This window comes from Microbulbifer sp. CAU 1566 (genome assembly GCF_023156515.1).
In the GTDB taxonomy this organism is placed as follows: domain Bacteria; phylum Pseudomonadota; class Gammaproteobacteria; order Pseudomonadales; family Cellvibrionaceae; genus Microbulbifer.
This window is the reverse complement of record NZ_JALNMG010000003.1, coordinates 407,501-424,354: the sequence shown is the minus strand read 5'-3', so window position 1 is coordinate 424,354 and position 16,854 is coordinate 407,501. Positions and strand designations below refer to the sequence as shown.

Here is a 16,854-nt window from a genome sequence, read left to right as displayed (position 1 = left end):
TGACCGGTGGCACAGTGGTGACCCCGGCCAGTCGTCGAAGGCGTCATCACCTTATTATTGGAACCATCTAGATGTTGGAGCTTTCTAGGGGTTGCTTGGGGAATGGGCAACGGCGCTTCGCTTGCAGGGAGACTGTGCGTTCTTATGGACCGATTTAAACACGAAGGCCTGGGCATGACCTCCCAGCGCACTCGCAATCGCCTGATTCAGCGGTTGCGAGACGAAGGTATCAGCAATGAAGAGGTGTTGGATGTTATGGCATCCACCCCCCGGCACCTGTTTCTGGACGAGGCCCTGGCGATTCGCGCCTACGAAGACACGGCGCTGCCCATCGGTTACGGTCAGACCATCTCCCAACCCTATATCGTGGCCCGCATGACCGAACTCCTGATGAGCCGGGCGCGCTCACGTGCACGCGTGCTGGAAGTGGGAGCGGGTTCCGGTTACCAGACCGCCATTCTTGCCCGCCTGGTGGATAAGCTCTATTCGGTAGAACGGGTCGAGCCACTGTTGATCAAGGCCCGTCAGCGAATGCGCGAGCTGGGTATCTTCAATGTGGAAATGCGCCTCAGCAGCGGCGGTTTCGGGTGGCCGGAGCAGGGCCCCTATGATGCGATTCTGTGCGCCGCAGCCCCGGCCAGTATTCCCGATGAGTTACGCGAGCAACTGGCCCCGGGTGGCGTGCTGGTGATTCCGGTAGGCAGTGACCGCCAGTACCTGACGATTGTCACTCGCAGTGAGGACGGTAGTCGCTTTGATGTGGAAAAGGCTGAGCCAGTGCGCTTCGTGCCCTTGTTGAGTGGGGTAGTACGCTGATGTCTCTGTTTCGAAGCCGTTACTGGGGTGTCGCGGCCCGGGGGTTGGCGATGGGCGCTGCCGATGTCGTGCCCGGTGTGTCCGGCGGCACGATTGCTTTTATCACCGGTATTTACCAAGAGTTGCTGGATTCCCTCAGTCGTATCGGCCCCCACACCCTGACCACCCTGCTGCGCGAGGGATTCGCGGCGGCCTGGCGGCAGGTGAACGGCAGCTTCCTGCTGGCGCTGTTTGCGGGCATCCTAGTCAGCATCTTCAGTCTCGCCAAATTGATCAGTTTCCTGCTGGCGAATTACCCCATTGTGGTTTGGAGTTTCTTTTTCGGATTGATCCTGGCCTCGGTAGTGCCCATTGCCCGGCGGGTTCCGCAGTGGACCTGGCAATGTGGCCTGGCGGTAGTGCTGGGCATCGCGCTCGCTATTCTGGTGAGTGAAATGCGTCCCACCGAGATAACCGCTACGCCGACAACACTCTTTGTTTCCGGTGCAGTGGCGATCTGCGCCATGATCCTGCCTGGAATCTCCGGTTCCTTTATTTTGCTGATGATCGGGATCTACCCCCAGGTGATTGCGGCTGTGCATCAGTTGCAGCTGGGCGCGCTTGTATGGTTTGGCGCCGGCGCAGCCAGTGGTTTGTTACTGTTCAGTCGTCTGCTGTCCTGGTTGATGCACCGCTTTCCCTCAATAACTCTGTCGTTTCTGGTGGGAGTGTTGCTGGGTAGCCTGAAAATTGTTTGGCCCTGGAAATTACCTACGGACGCCATGGCAGGGGAGCTGGCGAGTGGAAAGCTGGCACCGATGATGTCTAACGCGCTTCCGGCAGATTTCGCCGCGGTGGCTGGCCAGCCTTCCTATATAGTGGGTGCGACACTGGCCGCGCTTTCCGCAGTGGCGCTGGTTCTGGCCATCGAGTGGTTGCACTGGCGCAATGTAGGAAAAGTCGTACAAGCGTCGTGACTGAAATCTGACATCCTGGTTGCCGCTGGATTACCGGGAATTTCCGGCTGACTTGCAGGTCTGTTACCAGGGATTTCCCCCGAAAATACGATTGGTCGTTTTCCGGGGAAAGTGCCAATTTTTCTATCGCTTGCAAGTGCGAAAAAAGCAGTTTTCTTTAGACACTTTTTCCATAAATGCACCCCTTTGATGTAAAAAGAGAATAATGAAACGGCGTATTAATCGACACTCTGGAGGCTCTAAATCGGAAAGTTGGCCACGCAATGTGCGCCATTTGTCCCTTTTGGCGCGTAAGGTTTTTGTCATTCTTACCCTGAGTGTCGGCGTCGTATCCTGTGCCAGTAATCTGGCGCCCACCTCATCTTTAAATCAACCGCCCAGTCAGAGAATCCAGCATCACACTGTCAGCAAAGGCGAGACGCTTTATTCGATCGCTTGGAGATATAGTAAGGATTTCAAAGACTTAGCGGCGATCAATCGCATTCCTTCGCCCTATCGCATTTTCCCTGGGCAACGTCTGCAGCTCACCGGGCGTGTACCTGTAGCGGCTACAGCAGCGCCAAAGGTTGCGGCGAAGCAGCCGGTAAAAGTGACCAGAAAGCCTCCGCCTAAAGTAGTAAAACAGCCGGTCAAGGTGGCAAAAAAATCGTCAAATTCGGCCAGAAACAAATTTGACATAAATTGGCACTGGCCAGTGCGGGGCCGGGTGCTTGCCCGCTTCCAGCCCAACGACCCCCTGCGAAAGGGTGTTGATATCGCCGGGAAAAAGGGGGAATCTGTTCAGGCAGCAGCGGATGGCACAGTGATTTACGCCGGAAGCGCACTGAGAGGTTACGGCAAGCTTCTGATCATCAAGCACAGCGAGGAGTTCCTCAGTGCTTATGCCCACAACGACAAGTTGCTTGTTGGCGAGGGTACGGCGGTCAAGGCGGGGCAACGGATAGCGGAACTGGGTTCAAGTGGTACCGACCGCGATATGCTCCACTTTGAAATTCGTCGGAATGGTCAGCCGGTAGACCCCATGGCCTACCTACCTTGATTTGCTCAGTGTTGGTTAGTCGGTGCGAGTATCTGCCTGTCTTTACGCTGTTGTGTAATAAAAATGGACTTTTATTGATAACCACTTGAGGTAGTCACCGGGATCGGCAGTAACTGCCCTGCAGTGACAAGACTCACCAACGGAGGTGAGTTGCCAGGAACGGAGGCTGTCGCGTCGACAGCGACCGGTTGTTCAGCGATCGCAAGCTTTAGATGCGGCTGATACAGGCAAAGTACAAGGAGTTGGGGAAATGGAAGCACAACGTCACGATCATCTGGAATTTGGCTCCAGAGCCGATCTTTCACCCGAACCGATGGATTGCGAAAAATCCACATCGGGATCCGAAACTAAAGCAAGCCGCTCTCGGAGTAAGGCTTCAAAAAAAAACTCTGAAACAATCTCGCAGAAAGCAAATACTCAAACAACAAAAACCTCCTCCCAGAAAACATCTGTTCGTAAATTAGATGATGCCCACGGGGCAAAGAACCTAGACGCCACTCAGTTATATCTCAACGAAATCGGTTTCTCTCCTCTGCTGACGGCAGAAGAAGAAGTTTACTATGCACGCAAAGCCCTGCGAGGTGACGCGGCAGCGCGTAAGCGCATGATTGAAAGCAACCTGAGACTGGTTGTAAAAATCGCCCGCCGTTATGTCAGCCGTGGCCTGGCTTTGCTGGACCTGATTGAAGAGGGCAACCTCGGCCTTATCCGCGCCGTAGAAAAGTTTGATCCTGAGCGCGGTTTCCGTTTCTCCACCTATGCCACCTGGTGGATTCGCCAGACGATAGAACGTGCGATCATGAATCAGACGCGTACGATTCGCCTGCCCATTCACGTGGTGAAAGAACTCAACGTTTACCTGCGCGCTTCCCGCGAACTGGCACAGAAGCTGGATCATGAACCGTCAGCGGAAGAAATAGCCAATCTGCTGGAAAAGCCGGTTGAAGACGTTGAACGTATGCTGGGCCTTAACGAGCGTGTGACGTCGGTAGACACACCAATAGGCCCATCTTCTGAAAAGACGTTAGTCGATACTATTCCGGATCAACAGGAATCTGATCCGGCGGAATTGCTGCAAGACAAGGACTTGTTTGACAGTATCAACCGCTGGCTTGGCGAGCTTCCGGACAAGCAGTGTGAAGTGGTTTCCCGCCGCTTTGGCCTGCGCGGCTACGAAGCCAGTACACTGGAAGAAGTTGGCCGCGAAATCGGGCTTACCCGGGAGCGCGTGCGGCAAATCCAGGTAGATGCCCTGAAGCGTCTGCGTGAAGTGATGGAGAGTCAGGGACTGGATGGCATGTCTCTGTTTGCCAACCTGTAACGGTTACCAGGCAATCAGCGATTAATCATTTCCCTGATTAAACCCCGCAATCCAGATTTGGGTTGCGGGGTTTTTTAATGGCTGAACGATTATTTCTGCTTCCAGCGCCCCAGGTTGTCCTGGTAATACTCGCCCTTGGCGAGGCGTGCTTCCAGTTTCTCTGCAGCCCGTGCCGCCACCTGGCTGATATCAATATTGTTACGCTTGGCAATTGCTGCGTATTCCGCTTTGCGCTTGTTGTTGACCTCTGCAACAAGCTTTTCAATTTCCGGGGATCCGCCCTGTACTGGCGCGATATAGCCACTGTTGGCTTCACCCACCAGCCCCTGGCTTTGTGCCTCTTTCAGGGTGATGGCACTGGCTGGGACGGCAAGGAAAAGGCTTAACGAAAACAGGCCAGCGATCAATTTTTTAAACGATGCTTTGGTTGGCATGGCATTGGGTTCCTTGGCAAATTCAGTATTGGTTCAACATTCTGATGGGGTATCAACGGATTGATGGGCCGGCAATCAGAAGATTCCTTCTTTATCTTCGAACAGGTTATCCAGCTCTTTGTCCACCTTGACGCGGATTTCATGTTCGATTTTGACATTCAGATTGACGGTGATTGGCTCACTGGGGGCCTGTACCGCGACGGTTGGCGTGCAGGCGGACGTCACCGCTGCCCCCAATATCAGCGCGAGCACAATGCTCGAGCGCTTTTTGATGCCTGTTGGATTCACTGAATACTCCTGTGTTTCTCAGCCTTTAGGGTCTGCAATGGCCGGGTAAATACCACTCCTGGACGGCAGCCTGGGGAGAGTTGATGGTTACTATAGATGGTGCAAAATTAACCGCGACTGAACACCAGCCAAATTGGTCAAATTCTGCGTATATCGCTCGATTTCACATTGTTGTTGGTTGTTCGTGTGGTTCCACCAGTTTCTGTTGTCCTGTTCAGTACGCTTATCTATTGTACCTGTTGCTCCAGCACATCCGTAAGGTCGCGGCTGGCTTGCAGGGAACGCAACATGGTCGGGATATTGTTTTCCAGATTGAGGTTGATGATCAGATCCCGGTTGGCATCAATGGCGGCGCTGCGTCCGGTCAATTTGAGGTTGAGTGTCAGGTCGCCGCTCAAGGGATAAGTGATGGTGCCACGAATGTCCTGGTAGTTGTAATCCTCCAGGGCGCCCGCCAGCAGTTTCAGCTGGGGGTTACTGCCCAGCATACTGGGGGAAAATGCGCCGTAATACCGCAGCCGCCCGCCGGGCGCCCGGGATTGTAGAGTACCGTTTTCAACGGTGATGCCCTGGGCATCGGCAGTGATGGGAATGGTGGCGTCCAGAAGCCCACTGGCGGCAAAGTTCTGGGATTCCATTTCTTTCGCCAGCGCACCCATCGAAATGCCCGTGAACTGCAGGAGCGATTGCCGCTCCTCACCTTTCAGGCTCCAGGTCAGCGCATCGGAGGTCAGCACGCCGTCCAGAAGCTCGGCGGCAAAGCGCTGGAGTGTTACATCCCCAGAGTTGGCAGCGGAAAGGGAAAAATGCAGGTTTTCGATCGCGACACCCGCGTCGACTTTCTGTATCGATACCGGTGCTGGTGTGGGGGTTACCCAGTTGCCGGATTGCTGTAGCAAGGTGGTCGACAGGTTGATGCCGACCGCGACCGTATCCCCGTACTGGATCGCGGCGTTCTCCATCGACAGGGTTACCTGATCCCGGTCTGATTGCGGCCAGTGTACCTTTGCATCGGCGCTCAATGTGCCGTCGACGATATCCGCGGGCAATCCCTGGATAGCGTGGCTGAGTGGGCTGACCGGCGTGAATGTGGCCTGTGGCAGATTCAACTGACTGCTGCCCTGGCCGGTCTTCAGATTGTGCTTCCAACTGGTCTCGATACTCAGCGGACCACTGGTAACCTGTCCGCTCCCGGTGACGAGATCATTGCTTAGCCTGAGTTGCCCTTTTGAAGCGAAGGTAGTCTTGTACTGCCCGAGTGCCGTCAGGTTGAGCGAGTCGGTGTGAAACTTGGCGGCAGCACTGATTGATGGTGTTCCCTCGTTATCCTGGCTATTGCGCGTGCCCGCAGGCGTTGTGCTATTTGCTTGTGGGAGTGGCTTCAGAGACCGTTTCTCCCCAGATTTTTTCTCCCAGGGTTTTTTCTCAATAGTGAGCTCCTCAAGGAACAGTACCCCGCTGAGTTGATTGTCCACTAGCGCCAGGGGTGCCAGACTGAGCGCCAGCTGTGGGCTGTTACAGCGAAGGGTGTCCGGTTCCATGTCACAGCCAGCCCTTTCCGCGAACACTTCTGGCGAGTCGATGGTTACAGCACCGGACTTCAGCTGGTCGGCGGTAATGTTCAAAGCCTGGAATACCAGGCGCGTTTGGGTGTTTTCTGATGGTCTGTCCAAGGTCAGTGAGGACTCTACGCTCAGGTCTTTCAATGACATGGCGGCATCCTCCACGGCTAGTGCCGGAAGTTCTGCCTTCAATTGCAGCTGGCAGTGCATACCCGGTAACCCGGAGCATTGCACGGCTTGCAGTCGGCCGTTCAATGAGGGGCTATCGGAAGAAAGTGGTTCTGAGCCGGCGCCCGCGGTTGACGCAATTTGCAGGTCGGCTGCTTTCAGTGTGACGCTGCCGGGCAACGCCGCAGCTGAAATTTCAATACCACTCTCGGTGGAAAGGCGAGTGTGGATGCGTTGCCATTGCGCGAACGCCAGTGGGTTGTTTTTTTCCGGTAGCGTGACAGTGAGCTCGGTACTTTGACCTTGCGCGGGGTGGATTGTCGCGGAAAAATCGTGAATTAGACCGTTTTTTATCCGGTTGGAAATCTCCTCGACTTTTGGCAATGAGAAGCGGCCCGTAATGCGATGGAGGCCACTGAGTTGACCTATACGATAGGGAGAGAGCACTTTTTGCCATTTCGGACTGCGAAGCAAATCGTTTGCCTGGGCCAGGTCGTACTCTCCATTAAATTCCACCAGGGGTATCTGTTCTTCAGTAGCCAGGGCGATATCGCTTTTCAATATTGTCGCCGGCCTTGATACATTGACGGCATTCGAGCCCGGGTTGGAGACCGCAACGGAGAATTCGCCGGCCAGTGATTCCACCTGAAATGGCGCCAGTGAAGGTACCTTTGCCGCGAGCGGTCGGATTGAATTTACCGAAATGGCCAGGGGGATTCCCCCGATCGTTTCCGGCAATTCTATGTGCAAAGCATCGGCGCCAAGCTCCAGTGTGATGTCTTTAAGGCCATTCAGCCGCTCAATCTGATCGGGCAATTCGCTCAGGGTTCTGGCATTCAGCGTTCCCGACAACGCTGTTCCCTCGGTCAAGGGTGAGGTGGGCATTGAAATAGCGGCCGCATTGAGTAGATTGAGCAAGGGTTGCGCAGCGGCTTCCAGTTTGGCTTCGGCATCCCAAACCACGCTGTTTTGGGGCACTGCATTCTGCCGCCGGGTGAGCGCGGCAGAGAGCTCGGCTACGGAGATATTCTGGTGGAAGAGTTGCAGCTGACTATTGGCCCTGGATATCTGGTTTACGAGTGACCAGGAAATACGGCACTCGCTACAGCGGCTACTGGTCAATTCCGCAGAAATCAGTTGGCGGCCAGTAGCATTCGCGGTTTTATCCTGAGAGGTTTCGGTCCGGAAGGTCGCCACTAGAGAAAGAGGCGTATCGATATGGTCGAGCCAGATGAGTCGATGGATAAGCAACTTCTGCAAAGGTAAGCCATACAGGGTGGCGAGCCCACGGCTGATACTGACTTGTTCCGGCCTTTTATCCCGAGCGGATGAATTGCTGGAAGAGGGTGCAGATACTGTGGGCGATAAACGTCCGCTGTCAGTATCGGCAGAGCCTGACGTAGAGGATTGATTTCCCGGGTTGGCCAACGCCGTAGCTTCCGAGGCGATTTCCATGCGCCCGAGGGTCAGTACCGCGCGATTTATCCTGTCGCCATTCTGGTCAGCGCTCGGCCTGAAAAGTGCCATGAGCTTATCGAGACGCAACTCCTGTACGCGGACGGTCAGCCGGTTTTCATTGACCAGTTCGAGTGCCTGTATCGATAGTCCCAGCCCCGGTTCTGTGCGAGAAATAGTCAAACCGTTGATCCGGCGCACTTCTATGCCATCCAGAAACTGATTGGCGAGTGGCGGGATCCAGTGATGCCGCGAAAGCCAGCCGGTGGTCCCCAGCAGCAGGAGTAGGAGCAGGGTGCTAGCTACTATCTTGAGAGTACGCTTGAGGGCGCGCGGGAAAGGGGGCACAGAAACCTCGGTTGACCGACTTGAGTATCGGGTACTAAATGTAGAGACTTGCTCTGAGAATAACGATTGAGGCAGAAATTGTGAAATTCGTGATGACACTTTTGAAATCTGGTCTTGCCCGGGGCCTTGCGACCGCCGTATCGGCCTTACTCGGCACTTGTTTGCTCGGGATAGGGTTGCTCGGGATTGGGTTGATGACCGCCAGTGTTCACGCTTATGACCGCGTCAACGGTGAAGGGTTCGCCAGTCGCTCGCCGGTACTGGCGACGGAAGGCATGGCCGCAACCAGCCAACCATTGGCTACTCAAGTGGCACTGGATATCCTCAAGCAGGGTGGGTCTGCAGTCGATGCCGCAATTGCAGCGAATGCGGTACAGGGGCTGATGGAACCCACGGGCAACGGTATTGGCGGCGACTTGTTTGCCATTGTCTGGAGTGCCAAAGACAAAAAACTGCACGGTTTGAACGCCAGTGGCCGTTCGCCAAAATCTCTCCCTTTCCGCTACTTTGCGGACAACAACCTCGACAAAATTCCCTCCCATGGCCCTCTGCCGGTTTCGGTGCCAGGTGCGGTGGATGGCTGGTTTGAATTACATGAAAAGTTCGGCAAGCTGCCGATGAAGGATATTCTGGCGCCGGCAATCGCTTACGCCAATAACGGTTTTCCCGTCACCCAACTGGTGGCCTACTACTGGAACCGCTCGGTACCATTGCTGGAAAAGTACCCCGGCTTTCGGGAAACCTATATGCCCGGCGGAAAAGCGCCCCAGGAGGGCGACCTTTTCCGCAATGAGCGCCTCGCCAACACGCTGCAGAAAATTGCTGACGGCGGTCGCGATGCCTTTTACAAAGGTGACATAGCGCGGGAGATTGGCCGATACATGAAAGCCAACGGCGGCTTTCTTTCCTATGAGGATCTGGCCAGCCATCAATCAGATTGGGTAGATCCGGTCTCCACCAATTACCGCGGCTACGATGTGTGGGAGCTGCCACCCAACGGCCAGGGCATTGCCGCGCTGCAAATCCTGAACATTCTGGAAGGTTACGATCTGGCAAAGCTCGGTCGTGAAAGCCCGGAATATGTGCACCTGTTTACCGAAGCAAAAAAACTCGCATTCGAAGATCGCGCCAAGTACTACGCGGACCCGGCGTTTAATAAGCTGCCGGTTCAGGAGCTGATCTCCAAGGGCTATGCCGAAAAACGCCGCAAACTGATCAACCCGGAGCGCGCGGCCAAGCGTTACGATGCGGGCACGGTGGCATTGCGCCATGGGGACACCATTTATCTCACCACCGCCGACAAAGACGGCAATATGGTCTCGCTGATTCAGAGCAACTACCGCGGTATGGGTTCCGGAATGACACCGGGAGACCTGGGTTTTATTCTGCAGGACCGCGGCGAAATGTTCAGTCTGACAGAGGGGCATTTCAACCAGTACCAGCCTGGTAAGCGTCCTTTTCACACCATTATCCCGGCGTTTGTGACCAAAGATGGTAAACCCTGGATGAGCTTTGGTGTTATGGGCGGCGCTACTCAGCCGCAAATGCATGCCCAAATCGTCATCAATATGGTGGACTTCGGGCTCAATGTGCAGGAAGCGGGCGATGCGCCCAGAATTTTGCACAGTGGCTCAAGCCAGCCTACGGATGAATTGATGGAAGACGGCGGATACCTGAGCCTTGAAGATGGCTTCCCGATGGAAACCCGGCGCACGCTGGTCCAGATGGGGCACCAGATTCGCTTCGAGAGCGGGCCCTACGGCGGCTACCAGGCGATTATGAAAGCGGATAATGGCGTATACCACGGCGCCAGCGAAAGCCGCAAAGACGGGAACGCGGCGGGGTACTAACTCCTATTTTCCGGCCCATGACCAAGCCTGGTTTGAGTGCTTTTTGCCGCTCGCCGGGTGAAATAGGGCAGCCCGCAGGCTGCCCCGACGTTAAAAGAGATTGCATTGAATGAAAGACACCCAGGCGCGCACGATTTTCCTGAAAGACTATCAGGTTCCCGAGTACCTGATTGATCGCACGGACCTGACCTTTGACCTGGATCCGCATGCGACCCTGGTGAAATCCAAATTGCGCGTAAGGCGAAACCCGGCGGCGGAGGTGAAAGAGTCGGATGCGTTGCCGGCACTGTGGCTGGATGGCGTGGATCTGGATTTACTCTCGATCGCCGTAAATGGCGAGTTACTACCGGCTCAGCGGTATCAAGAGAAACCGGGTGGCTTGTTACTGCAGGTCGATCAAGCGGAATTTGAGCTGGAGGTGCAGACCCGGATTGCCCCCGAAGCCAATACCTCCCTCGAGGGGCTTTACCTTTCCAATGGTATGTACTGCACCCAATGTGAGGCAGAGGGATTTCGCAAAATAACGTTTTACCCGGATCGCCCGGATATCATGTCGGTATTTACCACGACGATCATCGCGCCGGCAAAATATCCAGTGTTGCTGTCCAATGGTAATAAAGTGGACAGTGGTACCACAGAGGATGGTCGCTTGCGGGTGACCTGGGAAGACCCCTTTGCCAAACCCTCCTACTTGTTTGCACTGGTTGGCGGCGATCTCCAGTATGTGGAGGACAGTTTTACCACCGCCAGTGGGCGTACCGTAAAGCTGCAACTGTTTACTGAAGCCCGCAACATCGGCAAGTGTGAACACGCGATGATCTCCCTCAAGCACTCCATGGCCTGGGACGAAAAAGTCTATGGGCGGGAGTACGACCTGGATATTTTCATGATTGTCGCCGTGGACCATTTCAATATGGGTGCCATGGAAAACAAAGGGCTGAACATCTTTAACTCCGCCTGTGTACTGGCGAGCCCTGAAACGGCCACCGATGCCGCTTTCCAGCGTATTGAATCTATTGTTGCCCATGAGTATTTCCACAATTGGTCTGGTAACCGGGTGACCTGTCGTGACTGGTTCCAGCTCAGCCTCAAAGAGGGCTTTACTGTATTCCGCGACGCTGAATTTTCGGCAGATATGAACTCTCGTGCGGTAAAACGTATTGAAGACGTAACCCTGCTGCGCACCGCACAGTTTGCCGAAGACGCCGGGCCCATGTCGCACCCGGTGCGCCCGGATTCCTATATGGAAATCTCCAATTTCTACACTCTAACTATTTATGAAAAGGGTGCAGAAGTGGTGCGCATGATTCACACCATTCTCGGCCCCGAGGCATTTCGCAAGGGAAGTGACCTGTATTTTGAACGGCATGATGGTTGCGCGGTGACCTGCGAGGATTTTGTGGCGGCCATGGAAGATGCCAATGGTGCGGATCTGACGCAGTTCCGCCGCTGGTACAGCCAGGCGGGAACGCCGGTATTGGATGTGACCGATAGCTATGATCCGGCTACGTCGGAATACACCCTCACCATTCGCCAGCACACACCAGATACCCCCGGGCAGAAAGACAAGTTGCCGCTTCACATTCCCGTAGCTATCGGTTTGCTGGGAGCGAATGGGGAATCACTCGCCGTCGACGATTTCGGTGCGACGGAAGTAGTGCTACATCTCACCGAAGCGGAGCAGAGTTTTACGTTTTCCAATATTACAGAGCGGCCTCTGCCATCACTACTTCGCGGATTCTCGGCGCCGGTGAAAGTGCGCTATGGCTATTCCAGTGAACAGCTGCAATTCCTGATGCAGCACGATAGTGATTCGTTCAACCGCTGGGATGCCTGCCAACGTCTGGCCCTGAATACCTTGCAGGCGCTGCAACAACAATTCCGTGCGGGCGCAACCCTGACGGAGCCCCGGGCATTGATTGATGGTTATGCGGCGCTTCTGGAAAACACGGATCTGGACCCGGCGCTGGTGGCCAAAATGCTGGCGCTGCCCAGTGCCCAGGAACTGGCAGAGCAGGATGGAGAGGTAGATGCCGGGGCAATCGTTGCGGCGCGGGATTTTGTGCGGTCGGCCATAGCCCGCGCGCTAAAGCCCCGCTTTGTCACCCGATTCCAGCAATTGGATCTTCACAAACCCTATAGCCCTACCGCTGATGATATTGCCGAACGCAGTCTGAAGAACACCTGTCTGGCTTACCTGTGTATGACTCGGGATGACGATGCGTTACAACTGGCGCGAACACAGTTTGAGCGGGATGAAAACATGACCGACACTGCAGCAGCACTGGCCGCGTTGGTTGAGTACGGTGCAGGATCCGAGGCAGATACGGTTCTGCAGTCATTCTACGAGAAGTGGCAGCAGGATACCCAGGTCGTTGAAACCTGGCTGGGCTTGCAAAGTAGTAGCGCCGGTTATGGTTCTCTTGAGCGCGTCCGCCAGTTGATGGAACACCGCGCATTTGAAATGACTAACCCGAACAAGGTGCGCGCCGTTATTGGTGGTTTTGCCATGCGCAACTTTGCCCAGTTCCATAAAGAGGACGGCAGTGGTTTTGAGTTTCTGGCGGAACAGGTGATTGCACTGGATAAACTCAATCCACAGATTTCAGCCCGCTTGGTTACCCCTCTGACGCGCTGGAAGAAATACCGCACACAAGATTCCATTCTGATGCATGCGGCGCTGCAGAAAATATCGGACAGTGGTGAATTGTCCCGGGACCTTTACGAAGTTGTCAGCAAGAGCCTGGAGGTTCGTTGACGGGTAAGTAGCAGTTGCCGTGCAGAGCCTGCGTGTAGATGCTATGTGTAGATGCTATGTGTAGATGCTAAAAGGGGCCCAATATTGGGCCCCTTTTTTTGTTTGGATTATCCAGTAATCCTAGCGGTCACTATTGAATCAGGTTATCGATCGCCTTTTGCTGCCCGAGTTCTTCCACCGTTAATTTTCCCTGTTGCAGGTTCAGGCGTGTCTGCGAGGTGTAGTTCGGGTGGAACTGCACCACATTCAGATCATTGCGAATATGCGCCACAACGGAATTGATGACCATGAAATGGCAGAAGATGAGCGTGGTGTGGTATTCGTCACCTGGTTCTTCCAGCTGCAGCAAATAATCGATCATTTCACGACGCCACAGGCGTTGTGTGTTCGTCAGTTGGTCCCATTGCTGGTTGAGCAGTGCTCGAATCCAGTCGAGGCGCGCTGCCAGTGGCAGTCCCTCCGGGGAGGGGATCTCGATGGATCGCGGTTCTTGCACGATTTCCTTGTTCCATTGGACAGCGACCGGCATGGCGGTCTGCAGAGCTCTCGATTTGGGGCTACTGATCAGGCGCACACCTCGGCCGTCAGGGAATTGTTGCTGCAGGTGCTCGGCGAGTAATTGGGCCTGCTGCTGCCCAAGATTGGTCAATCCCGGATCAGCGTGATTCGGTGACTTGGCGGCTTCTCCGTGACGGATAAGAATGATCTGATGCAATGAACTGGGTTCCTGTTATCCGGTGTCTGATCCAATCATTCTAACCTCAGCGCAATCGGGATTGAAAACAGCGGCGATTGAAATCGATGGATGCACAATAGTTTTACCAGTATTCAGCCTGGCTACCTATAAGAACCCACGCAGTTGTTTGTCATCCAGGATTTCCCAGAGTGCATGTAATGCATCGGCATCGAGTGTTCTGTTTTCCTGATTGCCAAAGCATCGACTGTGCCCCTGCTCGAATCCGGGCCAATCGTCTCCCGGACTACCGCTTTCTGCAAAACTGAGCCAGGCGCTGCGCATGGATTCACTGAGTCGGTGCGGCTCTATCTCGCCACCGTAAAGGTGCTGAAGGGATTGGTCACCGTGAGTACCAAACACATACCCCAGTTCTGATGCGTGACAGGCGCCAAGCAGGGGTTGCGCACTCAGCGGCTGGGCAAAATGGTAGTGAAAGCGTTTGCCACTGTGGGCGCGCAGTAATCGCAGGCCGGGTACAGTGAATACCATGTCTGTCAGCATGAGGTTCCAGGCCCGGCTCCACATAGGCCATGGGTTATCTGGGATGGCCTCTGCGCGTGATCGATAGTGCTCCAGTAGGCTGCTAACGATGTGATCCGGGAGCAATCTTCCCAGGTGTCCCCGAATCTGTTGGTCGTCGAGGGTATAGCTTTCGGGGCGTGCGGCACTGAACAGATTCCATTCATCACAATTACTTCCCACCATCATGGCAACTTTGTCGCCGATACCGCGGCGCAATGCTTCTACCGGACGGTGTTTGATGAGCGCACCGTCTAGCACTGGTTTGAACGGGAGGTGACCCCAGTGCTGGTCCGTTGCCGGATCGTTAACCAGCGCCGCCTGCGTTTGCAGGATTTCCTGGGTGCTGGGCATCTGTTGCAGTGACTTGCCTTTGCGCAATGCTTCCAGCCGTTCACAGAACTTTTCTGCCAGTAGGGCGGCCTTCGTTTTGGAGTGGAACACGCTCGGGTTACCACTTTGTACTATGGCCTTGTGAAACAGCTGCCCGGCCAGCGATGACCCGGAGTCATCCCGGGCTCCAAATAAGCTGGCGATCGACATGGCACCGGCAGACTCTCCGAACAGGGTTACATTTTCCGGGTCGCCCCCGAATGCTGCGATGTTTTCCTGTATCCAGTGCAGCGCTGCAATCTGGTCCTGTAAACCCTCGTTACCGGTGGCCGGAATATCGCAAATGTCTTTTAGTCGCAAGAAACCCAATGCGCCCAGACGGTAGTTCAGTGTTACTACAATTGCCCGGCCACTTGCCGCCAGGTATTTGCCGTCATACAGGGCCTGGCAGCCGGAACCCATATAGAAGGAGCCGCCATGTATCCACACCATGACCGGCAGCGCAGCCTGCGCATCCGCTGCCTGCTTGTAAAAGGTCGGGGTATAGATATTCAGGTACAGGCAGTCTTCGTTCTCGGGCATTTCCCCATCGGGTCCGCGGATCTCAAATAAAGGCGAGGGGTTCTGTGGCGCCGGCATACCAAATCTGGTGGCCTGGTATATCCCGGTCCAGGGGGCAATTGGCTGCGGCGGGCGCCAGCGCAATTCGCCGGTAGGTGGAGTGGCGTAGGGTATGCCTAAAAATTGCCGCACCGTCCCCTGATCGTCAAGCTTGCCTGCTACGGCGCCACAGGGAGCTTCGACGAGCAATGACTCTTGGGCAGACGCCCGCCCGGCGGTGGCGTGACGATGCGGACGAGCTTTAGGGTTCTTGTCGGGCACAGACAACTTCCTTTGCGGTGAAAACTTTCCAACTCATTTTTCGATCGTTGGCGCACCGTGAGTCAGGTGAGGCTGTGACTGGCAGCCTATGACTGTTTCTCGGTGATTGAATTGAGTATAGAAGCTGTCATATTCGACGGTTTCCGTTGAGTCATTACGACATGACGAAAAAGTTACCGCGTTAAAAAATACGATATTTCTTGCGTTTTCGGTTGCATCGAGATTGAAGTCGGATATTATCTAACGTTCAAAAGTCAAGTAGTCCTGAAACGGCGAATTGCACGCAAGTCGCTCGCCGCCGATCGAAATTAAAAACCAGAGATATCAAAGAAGCCGCTCGCACATGAAACTCCTGAAGAACCTGACCACCAAGGCCATCTGGCAGAATCATTCTGATTCCATGCCAGTGCGCGCGGCTATTGGTATGGCGGTTTATTTGAAGGCAGTTTGTTGGCAAGCGGTTTGCTGGAACGCATCTGGCCTGCGAGTTTCTCTATCTAAACATACCGCTGCTACCACTCTGACTTCTGTCATTGTCGTTCGAGTACGTAGCATGATTACCTGACAGTTTGCTTTAAATAAGTGCTGGAGGGTTTTCGCAAGACCCTTCAGGAAAAAACCCGGAGGGCCTTGGCCTCCGGGTTTTTTTTTGCCGTTAATTAGGAGAAACCGGCGATGGACAGGCAATGGTGGCAATCACTGTATGGCTTACCGCCACTGATATGGATTGTTTTAATCGGGAGTTTTCTGGGGCGCGGAACCTATTTTATGGTTTGGCCTTTCCTTGCGATTTTACTCTACGAAAAATTTGCGTTGGGTCCGGCGACAATTGGGCTGATCCTGAGCCTCTCAGCCGTGGTGGCTGCGGTACTCGGGTTTTACGTGGGAACCCTGTCCGATCGCTTTGGGCGGCGAAATATTCTGGTGCTGGGTACGGCGATCAATACCCTGGCATTTGCGTACCTGGCCATGGCAGAGACCTTGGCGGCCTTTATCGTCTCAATCACCTTTTGTGCCATTGGTCGATCCATATGGGAGCCGCCAGCCAGTGCCCTGTTTGGCGATTTGATCCGGGATAAATCCGCTCGGGAACTGGCGCTGCAATTTCGCTATTTTCTGATTAATGTCGGAGCGGCGCTGGGTCCCATCGTGGGTGTCTGGGCGGGAATCAGCGCGCAACAATCAACCTTCGGTTTGACGGCTGCCAGTTATCTTTTACTGTGTATTGCATTTATTTTGGCATTCCGGTTTTCACAGGCGGGTAGGGCGTCATTAGCGCGAGGCTCTTCGGTGACGAGCTTCCGAAGCACTCTGGAGGTATTGGCGCGCGACAAAGTATTTCTGGTTGTGATTTTCGCCAATGTTTTGACGTTGTTTATCTATGCGCAC

Annotated in this window: 12 protein-coding genes (1 of these 12 running past the window's edge); 7 read left to right on the top strand and 5 right to left on the bottom strand. The window is 54.6% G+C overall.

Going from position 1 to position 16,854, the window contains the following annotated elements; all coding sequences use genetic code 11:
- Positions 1-144: 144 nt before the first annotated feature.
- The 4 genes from M0G74_RS10140 to rpoS all read left to right on the top strand — a co-directional run bounded on the left by M0G74_RS10140 (position 145) and on the right by rpoS (position 4,132).
- The gene (locus M0G74_RS10140; RefSeq protein WP_248216461.1) at positions 145-816 is read left to right on the top strand and encodes a protein-L-isoaspartate(D-aspartate) O-methyltransferase; all 672 of its coding nucleotides are present in this window, start codon (positions 145-147) and stop codon (positions 814-816) included.
- Positions 816-1,772 carry a DUF368 domain-containing protein gene (locus M0G74_RS10135; protein ID WP_160154048.1) on the top strand — a complete coding sequence of 319 codons (957 nt, stop codon included), beginning with the start codon at positions 816-818 and terminating at the stop codon, positions 1,770-1,772. The genes M0G74_RS10140 and M0G74_RS10135 overlap by 1 nt, the downstream gene beginning before the upstream one ends.
- A 205-nt stretch (positions 1,773-1,977) precedes the next feature.
- Positions 1,978-2,811 (top strand): peptidoglycan DD-metalloendopeptidase family protein, encoded by an 834-nt coding sequence (locus tag M0G74_RS10130; RefSeq protein WP_248216460.1) that lies wholly within the window; start codon positions 1,978-1,980, stop codon positions 2,809-2,811.
- 313 nt (positions 2,812-3,124) lie between these two features.
- Positions 3,125-4,132: an RNA polymerase sigma factor RpoS gene (gene rpoS / locus M0G74_RS10125; protein ID WP_201277002.1), complete on the top strand. Its 1,008-nt coding sequence runs from the start codon at positions 3,125-3,127 to the stop codon at positions 4,130-4,132.
- An 89-nt stretch (positions 4,133-4,221) separates the two neighbouring features.
- Here rpoS and M0G74_RS10120 read toward each other — a convergent pair whose 3' ends face one another.
- The 3 genes from M0G74_RS10120 to M0G74_RS18365 form a co-directional block, all read right to left on the bottom strand.
- On the bottom strand, positions 4,222-4,566 hold the full coding sequence (locus tag M0G74_RS10120) for a YdbL family protein (protein ID WP_248216459.1): 345 nt from the start codon (positions 4,564-4,566) through the stop codon (positions 4,222-4,224).
- A 75-nt stretch (positions 4,567-4,641) separates the two neighbouring features.
- Positions 4,642-4,854, bottom strand: coding sequence for a YnbE family lipoprotein (locus M0G74_RS10115; RefSeq protein WP_236250389.1), 213 nt, complete (start codon positions 4,852-4,854; stop codon positions 4,642-4,644).
- A 227-nt stretch (positions 4,855-5,081) separates the two neighbouring features.
- Positions 5,082-8,387 carry a YdbH domain-containing protein gene (locus tag M0G74_RS18365; protein ID WP_248216458.1) on the bottom strand — a complete coding sequence of 1,102 codons (3,306 nt, stop codon included), beginning with the start codon at positions 8,385-8,387 and terminating at the stop codon, positions 5,082-5,084.
- 194 nt (positions 8,388-8,581) lie between these two features.
- Between M0G74_RS18365 and ggt the strand changes: the two genes are divergently transcribed.
- Positions 8,582-10,237 (top strand): gamma-glutamyltransferase, encoded by a 1,656-nt coding sequence (gene ggt, locus M0G74_RS10105; protein ID WP_248216457.1) that lies wholly within the window; start codon positions 8,582-8,584, stop codon positions 10,235-10,237.
- Between the two features lie 109 nt (positions 10,238-10,346).
- Positions 10,347-12,995: an aminopeptidase N gene (gene pepN, locus M0G74_RS10100; protein ID WP_248216456.1), complete on the top strand. Its 2,649-nt coding sequence runs from the start codon at positions 10,347-10,349 to the stop codon at positions 12,993-12,995.
- 130 nt (positions 12,996-13,125) lie between these two features.
- On the opposite strand, the gene M0G74_RS10095 is transcribed toward pepN, so the two are convergent.
- Together M0G74_RS10095 and M0G74_RS10090 are read right to left on the bottom strand one after the other, a co-directional pair.
- Positions 13,126-13,710 carry a histidine phosphatase family protein gene (locus M0G74_RS10095; protein ID WP_248216455.1) on the bottom strand — a complete coding sequence of 195 codons (585 nt, stop codon included), beginning with the start codon at positions 13,708-13,710 and terminating at the stop codon, positions 13,126-13,128.
- A 126-nt stretch (positions 13,711-13,836) separates the two neighbouring features.
- A complete protein-coding gene (locus M0G74_RS10090) occupies positions 13,837-15,393 on the bottom strand; it encodes a carboxylesterase family protein (RefSeq protein WP_248216708.1) in 1,557 nt (518 codons plus the stop codon).
- A gap of 747 nt (positions 15,394-16,140) precedes the next feature.
- Here M0G74_RS10090 and M0G74_RS10085 point away from each other — a divergent pair.
- Positions 16,141-16,854 carry the 5' portion of an MFS transporter gene (locus M0G74_RS10085; protein WP_248216454.1) on the top strand. It continues 585 nt past the right edge of the window, so only the first 714 of its 1,299 coding nucleotides appear in the window; its start codon is at positions 16,141-16,143; the stop codon falls past the right edge of the window.

What these genes read in the sequence shown, in the direction of transcription:
- pepN (WP_248216456.1), top strand. Translation starts at nt 10,347, where the DNA reads ATGAAAGACACCCAGGCGCGCACGATTTTCCTGAAAGACTATCAGGTT.
- M0G74_RS10140 (WP_248216461.1), top strand. Translation starts at nt 145, where the DNA reads ATGGACCGATTTAAACACGAAGGCCTGGGCATGACCTCCCAGCGCACT.
- ggt (WP_248216457.1), top strand. Translation starts at nt 8,582, where the DNA reads ATGACCGCCAGTGTTCACGCTTATGACCGCGTCAACGGTGAAGGGTTC.
- rpoS (WP_201277002.1), top strand. Translation starts at nt 3,125, where the DNA reads ATGGATTGCGAAAAATCCACATCGGGATCCGAAACTAAAGCAAGCCGC.
- M0G74_RS10120 (WP_248216459.1), bottom strand. Translation starts at nt 4,566, where the DNA reads ATGCCAACCAAAGCATCGTTTAAAAAATTGATCGCTGGCCTGTTTTCG.
- M0G74_RS10130 (WP_248216460.1), top strand. Translation starts at nt 1,978, where the DNA reads ATGAAACGGCGTATTAATCGACACTCTGGAGGCTCTAAATCGGAAAGT.
- M0G74_RS10135 (WP_160154048.1), top strand. Translation starts at nt 816, where the DNA reads ATGTCTCTGTTTCGAAGCCGTTACTGGGGTGTCGCGGCCCGGGGGTTG.